This window comes from Streptomyces sp. NPDC025833 (genome assembly GCF_055558055.1).
In genome coordinates, this window is record NZ_JBVHNF010000022.1 from 1 (window position 1) to 8,460 (window position 8,460).

Below are 8,460 nucleotides of genomic sequence, written 5' to 3' on the forward strand. Positions count from 1 at the left end.
AAGGTCCTCGCCAAACGCGTCGAACCCGCCCTCACCGAAGGCACCGACGTCCCCGGCCTCGACCCCTCCACCACCGCCCTCGTCGCCGCCTACCGGAAGCTGCGCGGCCGGAGCTGAGCCCGGGGCCGGGGCCGCCGTGCCGATCCTCCAGGGTTCCGCCGGACCGGGGGAGGGGACGCCTGGTGCGCAAGGCGGTGGCCACGGCGGTCGTGGCGGTGGTGGCCGCAGGGGCGCCGGCCGGCTCTTCCCGGACGGGACCCGCGGGGCACCCGGGAGACCGCGGGCGGCGACCGGGCCGGGGCGGCAGGGGAGTCACCCCTGCCGCCCCGGTCGTCACGGCGCGGTGGCCGTCATGGTGCGGTGGCCGTCACGGAGAGGCCGGCGGGTACAGCGACCGCGGAAGCTGCGAGGCCGCGGCGGAGTCCAGCAGCCACAGCGTCCGCGCACGGCCGTACGCGCCCGCCGCCGGAGCCTGGATCTCGCCCGCGCCCGACAGGGCGATGGCCGCGGCCTCCGCCTTGTCCTCACCGGCCGCGAGGAGCCAGACCTCGCGGGCCGCCCGGATCGCCGGGAGGGTGAGCGAGATCCGGGTCGGCGGCGGCTTGGGCGCGCCGTGCACGCCCACCACCGTGCGCTCGGTCTCCCGCACGGCCGGGAACTCCGGGAAGAGGGAGGCCACATGGGTGTCCGGGCCGACGCCCAGCATCAGCACGTCGAAGGACGGGACCGGGCCGTGGTTCTCGGGGCCGGCCGCCTTCGCCAGCTCCGCCGCGTACGCCTCGGCCGCCGCCTCGACGTCCGAGCCGTGGGGGCCGTCGGAGGCGGGCATGGCGTGCACGCGCTCCGGGTCCAGCGGGACGGAGTCCAGCAGGGCCTCGCGGGCCTGCGTGACATTGCGCTCGGGGTCGCCCTCGGGCAGGTAGCGCTCGTCGCCCCACCACAGGTCGATGCGGCCCCAGTCGACGGCGTCCCGGGCGGGCGCCGCCGCCAGCGCGGCCAGCAGCCCGTTGCCGTTGCGGCCGCCCGTGAGGACCACGGACGCGCTGCCCCGGGAGGACTGCGCGTCCACGATCTTCGTGATCAGGCGGGCCGCGGCGGCCTGCGCCATCAGCTTCTTGTCGTGGTGGACGACCAGCTGCGGAGTGCTCACTTCGCCGCCGCCTTCCGCGTCGGGGCCTTCTTCGCGGTCTTGGCCGCCGCCTTCTTCGCGGGCGCCTTCGCGGCCTCCTCGACCGGCTCGGGCTCCGCGGCCGGCTGCCCGGACTCCTCCGCCGCCTCCTGACCCGCGCTCTCCCCGGCGGCCTGCGCGGGAACCGTGATCAGCCGCTCCACGCCGAAGCGCAGCGCCGAGGCGTAGGTGTCGTCCGGGTCCAGCCGGCGCAGCTCCTCCGCGATCAGCTCGGCGGTGTCCCGCCGCTTCAGCGCCACCGCGCGGGCCGGCTGGCCCTCGATGGACAGGGTGGCCAGCGAGCCGTCCGCGCGGTCCAGCACGATCGGGCCGCAGCTGGTCTCCAGGCGGACCGCAGTCAGGCCCGGGCCCGAGGACGGCGAACGCCGGACGGGGACGTCCAGCCGGTCCGCGAGCCACATCGCCAGCAGCTCACAGCTCGGGTTGAACTCCTCGCCCTCCACCTCGACGCCCTTGACCTCGCAGACGACCTGGTCCAGGGCTGCCGCGAGCATCGAGCGCCACGGGGTGATCCGGGTCCACGACAGGTCGGTGTCGCCGGGCGTGTAGGCCGCGGCGCGGGCGGACAGCTCCCGCACCGGCTGCTCGGCGGTGTAGGTGTCGGTGACCCGGCGCTGGGCGAGCGCGCCCAGCGGGTCCTTCGCCGGGTCGAGCGGGGCGTTCACCGGCCACCACACGACCACCGGGGCGTCCGGCAGCAGCAGCGGCAGGACCACCGAGTCGGCGTGGTCGGACACCTCGCCGTAGGTGCGCAGCACGACGGTCTCGCCGGTGCCCGCCTCCGCGCCCACCCGTACCTCGGCGTCCAGCCGGGAGGACGTGCGGTCGCGCGGGTTGCGGGAGACCCGCTTGATGACGACCAGCGTGCGCGAGGGGTGCTCGCGCGAGGCGTCGTTGGCGGCCCGGAGGGCGTCGTAGGCGTTCTCCTCGTCGGTGACGATGACGAGGGTGAGGACCATGCCGACGGCGGGTGTGCCGATGGCGCGGCGGCCCCGCACGAGCGCCTTGTTGATCTCTCCGGCAGTGGTGTCGGTCAGGTCTATCTTCATGGCCGGCGCCAGCTCCGTCCGTCTCGTGCGAGCATCTCGTCCGCCTCCACGGGGCCCCAGGTGCCCGACTTGTACTGCGCGGGCCTGCCGTGCTCGTCCCAGTAGCGCTCGATCGGGTCGAGGATCTTCCAGGAGAGTTCGACCTCCTCCGTGCGCGGGAAGAGGTTGGCGTCGCCGAGCAGCACGTCCAGGATCAGCCGCTCGTACGCCTCCGGGCTGGACTCGGTGAAGGACTCGCCGTAGGCGAAGTCCATGGACACGTCCCGGATCTCCATCGAGGTGCCCGGCACCTTGGAGCCGAAGCGGACCGTGACGCCCTCGTCCGGCTGGACGCGGATGACGACCGCGTTCTGCCCCAGCTCCTCCGTCGCCGTCGTGTCGAACGGCGAGTGCGGGGCCCGCTGGAAGACCACCGCGATCTCGGTGACCCGGCGGCCCAGCCGCTTGCCGGTGCGCAGGTAGAAGGGGACGCCCGCCCAGCGGCGGTTGTCGATCTCCACCTTGATCGCGGCGTACGTGTCGGTCTTCGACTCGGGGTCGATGCCGTCCTCTTCGAGGTAGCCGGTGACCTTCTGGCCGCCCTGCCAGCCGGCCGCGTACTGCCCGCGGACGGTGCTGTCGCCCAGGTCCCTGGGCAGCCGGACCGCGCCGAGCACCTTCTCCTTCTCGGCGGCCAGCGCGTCCGCGCCGAAGGAGGACGGCTCCTCCATGGCGGTCAGGGCCATGAGCTGGAGCAGGTGGTTCTGGATGACGTCGCGGGCCGCGCCGATGCCGTCGTAGTAGCCGGCCCGGCCGCCGATGCCGATGTCCTCGGCCATGGTGATCTGCACGTGGTCCACGAAGGACCGGTTCCAGATCGGCTCGAACATGGTGTTGGCGAAGCGCAGCGCCAGGATGTTCTGGACGGTCTCCTTGCCGAGGTAGTGGTCGATCCGGAACACCTGGTCCGGCTCGAACACCTCGTGCACGACCTTGTTCAGCTCCTCGGCCGAGGCGAGGTCGTGGCCGAACGGCTTCTCGATGACCGCCCGGCGCCAGGAGCCGCCGGACTGGTCGGCCAGCCCGTGCTTCTTGAGCTGCTGGATGACCACCGGGAAGGAGCGGGGCGGCACCGACAGGTAGAAGGCGAAGTTGCCGCCCGTGCCCTGCGCCTTGTCCAGCTCCTCGATGGTGGCGCGCAGCCGCTCGAACGCCTCGTCGTCGTCGAAGGTGCCCTGCACGAAGCGCATCCCCTGGATGAGCTGCTGCCAGACCTCTTCACGGAACGGGGTGCGCGAGTGCTCCTTGACCGCGTCGTGGACGACCTCGGCGAAGTCCTCGTGCTCCCAGTCGCGGCGGGCGAAGCCCACCAGCGAGAACCCCGGCGGAAGCAGACCCCGGTTGGCGAGGTCGTACACCGCGGGCATCAGCTTCTTCCGGGACAGGTCGCCCGTGACGCCGAAGATGACCAGACCCGACGGCCCCGCGATGCGCGGGAGCCGTCGGTCGGCCGGGTCACGAAGCGGGTTCGCTCCGGATCCGGAAACGGGTGACAAGTCAGCCCTCCGAAGGGGCGAGGCGCTCGAGCTCCGCCTGGGTGGACTTGAGCAGGTCGTTCCAGGACGACTCGAACTTCTCGACGCCCTCCTCCTCGAGCACCTGCACGACGTCGTCGTACGCGATGCCGAGCTTCTCCAGCGCGTCGAGGTCGGCACGCGCCTGCTCGTAGGTGCCGGACACGGTGTCGCCGCTGATCTCACCGTGGTCCTCGGTGGCCTCCAGCGTGGCCTCCGGCATGGTGTTGACCGTGTTCGGCGCGACCAGCTCGGTGACGTACAGGGTGTCCGGGTACGCCGGGTCCTTCACGCCGGTCGACGCCCACAGCGGACGCTGCTTGTTGGCGCCCGCCTTCTCCAGGGCGTTCCAGCGGTCGGAGGAGAAGACCTCCTCGTACGCCTGGTAGGCGAGGCGCGCGTTGGCGACGGCGGCCTTGCCGCGCAGCGCCTTGGCCTCGTCGGTGCCGATCCCGTCCAGCCGCTTGTCGATCTCGGTGTCCACGCGGGACACGAAGAAGGACGCCACGGAGTGGATCTCGGACAGGTCCAGGCCGCGCTCCTTGGCCTTCTCCAGACCGGAGAGGTAGGCGTCCATGACGGCGCGGTACCGCTCCAGGGAGAAGATCAGCGTGACGTTGACGCTGATGCCGAGACCGATGACGTCGGTGATCGCCGGGACGCCCGCCATGGTGGCCGGGATCTTGATGAGGGTGTTCGGGCGGTCGACGAGCCACGCGAGCTGCTTGGCCTCGGCGACGGTCGCCTTCTCGTTGTGCGCGAGACGGGGGTCGACCTCGATGGAGACCCGGCCGTCCTGGCCGTTCGTGGCGTCGAAGACCGGGCGCAGGATGTCGGCGGCGTCGCGGACGTCCGCCGTGGTGATCATGCGGATGGCCTCTTCGACGGTGACCTTGCGGGCGGCGAGGTCCGACAGCTGGAGGTCGTAGCCGTCGCCCTGCGAGATCGCCTTCTGGAAGATCGTCGGGTTGGTCGTGACGCCCACGACGTGCTGCTGGTCGATCAGCTCGGCGAGGTTGCCGGACGTGATCCGCTTGCGCGACAGGTCGTCCAGCCAGATCGCGACGCCTTCCTCGGAGAGGCGCTTGAGTGCGTCTGTCATGGAATTACATCTCCTACGTGTCGTATGTGAGCGTCAGCGCTGGGCGGCGGTGAGGGATTCCCGGGCCTTGGCGGCCACGTTCTCGGCGGTGAAGCCGAACTCGCGGAAGAGCACCTTGCCGTCGGCGGAGGCACCGAAGTGCTCCAGGGAGACGATGCGGCCGGCGTCCCCGACGTACTTGTGCCAGGTCAGTCCGATACCCGCCTCCACGGCGACTCGGGCCTTCACGGACGGCGGCAGCACGGAGTCCCGGTACCCCTGGTCCTGCTGCTCGAACCACTCCACGGACGGCATCGAGACGACCCGGGTGGGAACGCCGTCGGCCTGGAGCTGCTCACGCGCCTCGACGGCCACGTGCACCTCGGAACCGGTGGCGATCAGGATCACCTGCGCCTCGCCGCCCTCGGCCTCGAACAGCACGTAGCCGCCCTTGGCCGCGTCGTCGTCGGGCTCGTACACCGGCACGCCCTGGCGGGTGAGCGCGAGCCCGTGCGGCTGGCCCTTGCCGTACTCCTTGGTCCAGCGCCTGAGGATCTCGCGCCAGGCGACGGCGGTCTCGTTGGCGTCCGCCGGGCGGACGACGTTCAGGCCCGGGATGGCGCGCAGCGAGGCCAGGTGCTCCACCGGCTGGTGGGTCGGGCCGTCCTCGCCGAGGCCGATGGAGTCGTGCGTCCACACGAACGTCACCGGCAGGTGCATCAGCGCCGACAGGCGCACGGCGTTGCGCATGTAGTCGGAGAAGACGAGGAACGTACCGCCGTACACGCGGGTGTTGCCGTGCAGCGTGATGCCGTTCAGCTCCGCGCCCATGGAGTGCTCGCGGATGCCGAAGTGGATCGTGCGGCCGTACGGGTCGGCCTCGGGCAGCGGGTTGCCCGCGGGCAGGAAGGAGCTGTCCTTGTCGATGGTGGTGTTGTTCGACCCGGCGAGGTCGGCGGAGCCGCCCCACAGCTCGGGGATCACCGCGCCCAGCGCCTGGAGCACCTTGCCGGACGCGGCACGCGTCGCGACGGCCTTGCCGGGCTCGAAGACCGGGAGCTTCTCCTCCCAGCCGGCGGGCAGCTCGCCCTTGGCGATCCGGTCGAAGTCGGCGGCGCGCTCCGCGTTGGCGTCCCGCCAGACCTGGAGGGACTTCTCCCACTCGGCCTTCGCCTGCGCGCCCCGCTCCAGCGCCTTGCGGGTGTGGGCGATGACCTCGTCATCGACCTGGAAGCTCTGCTCGGGGTCGAAGCCGAGGACGCGCTTGGTGGCCGCGACCTCCTCGTCGCCCAGCGCGGAGCCGTGCGCGGCCTCGGTGTTCTGGGCGGTCGGGGCTGGCCAGGCGATGATCGAGCGCATGGCGATGAAGGACGGCCGGTCGGTGACGGACCGGGCCTCCTGGATCGCGGCGTAGATCGCCGCGGGGTCCAGGTCGCCGTTGTCCTGGGCCTCCACGCGCTGCACGTGCCAGCCGTAGGCCTCGTACCGCTTGACCGTGTCCTCGGAGACGGCCGTCTCGGTGTCGCCCTCGATCGAGATGTGGTTGTCGTCCCACAGCAGGATCAGGTTGCCGAGCTTCTGGTGGCCGGCCAGCGAGGACGCCTCGGCGGAGATGCCCTCCTGGAGGCAGCCGTCACCGGCGATGCAGTACACGAAGTGGTCGAAGGGCGACTCGCCCTGCGGGGCCTCCGGGTCGAACAGGCCGCGCTCGTAGCGGGCGGCCATCGCCATGCCCACCGCGTTGGCGACACCCTGGCCGAGCGGGCCGGTGGTGGTCTCCACGCCCTTGGTGTGCCCGTACTCCGGGTGGCCCGGGGTCTTCGAGCCCCAGGTGCGGAACGCCTTCAGATCGTCCAGCTCCAGGCCGAAGCCGGCCAGGTAGAGCTGGGTGTAGAGGGTCAGGGACGAGTGACCGGCGGACAGCACGAAGCGGTCGCGGCCGACCCACTCCGGGTCGGCCGGGTCGTGCCGCATCACCTTCTGGAAGAGGGTGTAGGCGGCCGGGGCCAGGCTCATCGCCGTACCGGGATGGCCGTTGCCGACCTTCTGTACGGCGTCGGCGGCCAGGACGCGGGCAGTGTCCACGGCCCGCTGGTCCAGGTCGTTCCACTCAAGGTCTGTGGTGGTCGGCTTGGTGCTCACCCTGGGTCAGGGCTCCTCTCCACATGTCGGTCGCCGGTCTTCGGGCGCGTGGGCCCGGCCCGGCCGTCGGCGTGCTTCTGCCCGCCGCGCTGTCGAGCCTACCCCCGTGGGGACGTGCGTTTTTTCGAGTGTTTCCAGACTGCCGGGAGTCCGCCCGATCCGCCTCCCGACCGGCCGGAAAGCCCAGTTGGCACATGAATGAGGACGCGCTCATCTGACCGCTCAATCGAGCCCGCGTGCGACCGATGAGCGACCCCCGTCAACACGAGCCCACCCCCGCGAAGGCCGGGGTATGGGCAACGTCTAAAGTGGCGTGGTACGCGCGAGCCTTCACCGGGACCTCACACGGGGAGGCTTGCTGGGATGTCTCTGTCAGGGGTGTGCGTGACGGCCGTCGAATCCCGTCCAGCGGGGGTGCTCGGTGCGAGCCAAAGCCCGGGTCACCGGCCGTTCGGGGCCCGTGTCAAGGCGTTCGTGGCGCTGACCAAGCCGCGGATCATCGAGCTGCTGCTCATCACCACCGTTCCGGTGATGTTCCTGGCGCAGCAGGGTGTGCCCGACCTGAAGCTGGTCCTGCTCACCTGCCTCGGCGGCTACCTGTCCGCCGGCGGCGCGAACGCGCTGAACATGTACATCGACCGGGACATCGACGCCCTGATGGACCGCACCGCGCAGCGCCCGCTGGTGACCGGCATGGTCAGCCCGCGCGAGTGCCTGGCGTTCGGCATCACCCTGGCTGTCGTCTCGACGCTGCTGTTCGGCCTCACCGTCAACTGGCTCAGCGCCTGGCTGTCGCTCGGCGCGCTCCTCTTCTACGTCGTCGTCTACACGATGCTCCTCAAGCGGCGTACCTCGCAGAACATCGTGTGGGGCGGCATCGCGGGCTGCCTGCCGGTACTGATCGGCTGGTCCTCGGTGACCGACTCGATGTCCTGGGCGCCGGTCGTCCTCTTCCTCGTCATGTTCTTCTGGACGCCGCCGCACTACTGGCCGCTGTCCATGAAGGTCAAGGAGGACTACGCGCGCGTGGGCGTGCCGATGCTCCCGGTCGTCGCCTCCAACAAGGTCGTCGCCCGGCAGATCGTCCTCTACAGCTGGGTGATGGTCGCCGTCTCGCTGCTGCTCACCCCCCTCGGCTACACCGGCTGGTTCTACACGGTGGTGGCCCTCGCCGCCGGCGGCTTCTGGCTGTGGGAGGCGCACGGGCTGCAGAACCGGGCCAAGGCCGAGGTGACCGGCGCCAAGCTGAAGGAGATGCGCCTCTTCCACTGGTCGATCACCTACGTGTCGATCCTCTTCGTCGCGGTCGCGGTGGACCCCTTCCTGCGCTGACCGGCCTCTTCCCGCCGACGGGAGGGGTGGGGGGGGGGGGGCCCCCCCCCCCCCCCCCCCCCCGCGGCCAGAACCGCAGGGAGGACACACCCCACCGCCCCCGCCCCCCCCGGC

General features: G+C 71.4%; 6 protein-coding genes. 1 reads left to right on the forward strand and 5 read right to left on the reverse strand.

What is annotated here, in order from left to right; all coding sequences use genetic code 11:
- Positions 1-367: 367 nt before the first annotated feature.
- The 5 genes from pgl to tkt are packed head-to-tail and all read right to left on the reverse strand — an operon-like array spanning position 368 to position 7,014.
- Positions 368-1,150, reverse strand: a complete 783-nt coding sequence (gene pgl / locus ACZ4K2_RS31815; RefSeq protein ID WP_467478824.1) for a 6-phosphogluconolactonase — start codon at positions 1,148-1,150, stop codon at positions 368-370.
- Positions 1,147-2,238 (reverse strand): glucose-6-phosphate dehydrogenase assembly protein OpcA, encoded by a 1,092-nt coding sequence (opcA, locus tag ACZ4K2_RS31820; protein ID WP_467478826.1) that lies wholly within the window; start codon positions 2,236-2,238, stop codon positions 1,147-1,149. Before opcA ends, pgl begins: the two co-directional genes overlap by 4 nt.
- Complete coding sequence (zwf, locus tag ACZ4K2_RS31825) at positions 2,235-3,773, reverse strand: glucose-6-phosphate dehydrogenase (protein ID WP_467478828.1); 1,539 nt, start codon at positions 3,771-3,773, stop codon at positions 2,235-2,237. Before zwf ends, opcA begins: the two co-directional genes overlap by 4 nt.
- A 1-nt stretch (position 3,774) precedes the next feature.
- Entirely contained in the window at positions 3,775-4,893 is a 1,119-nt protein-coding gene (gene tal / locus ACZ4K2_RS31830) for a transaldolase (RefSeq protein ID WP_467478830.1), read from the reverse strand.
- A 33-nt stretch (positions 4,894-4,926) separates the two neighbouring features.
- On the reverse strand, positions 4,927-7,014 hold the full coding sequence (gene tkt / locus ACZ4K2_RS31835) for a transketolase (protein WP_467478832.1): 2,088 nt from the start codon (positions 7,012-7,014) through the stop codon (positions 4,927-4,929).
- Positions 7,015-7,392: 378 nt separating this feature from the next.
- Here tkt and ACZ4K2_RS31840 point away from each other — a divergent pair, with 378 nt between their 5' ends.
- Positions 7,393-8,346, forward strand: a complete 954-nt coding sequence (locus tag ACZ4K2_RS31840) for a heme o synthase (RefSeq protein ID WP_467479046.1) — start codon at positions 7,393-7,395, stop codon at positions 8,344-8,346.
- Positions 8,347-8,460: the final 114 nt, after the last annotated feature.

Excerpts from the sequence above, each read along its gene's own strand:
- opcA (WP_467478826.1), bottom strand. The coding sequence starts at position 2,238 with ATGAAGATAGACCTGACCGACACCACTGCCGGAGAGATCAACAAGGCG.
- tal (WP_467478830.1), bottom strand. The coding sequence starts at position 4,893 with ATGACAGACGCACTCAAGCGCCTCTCCGAGGAAGGCGTCGCGATCTGG.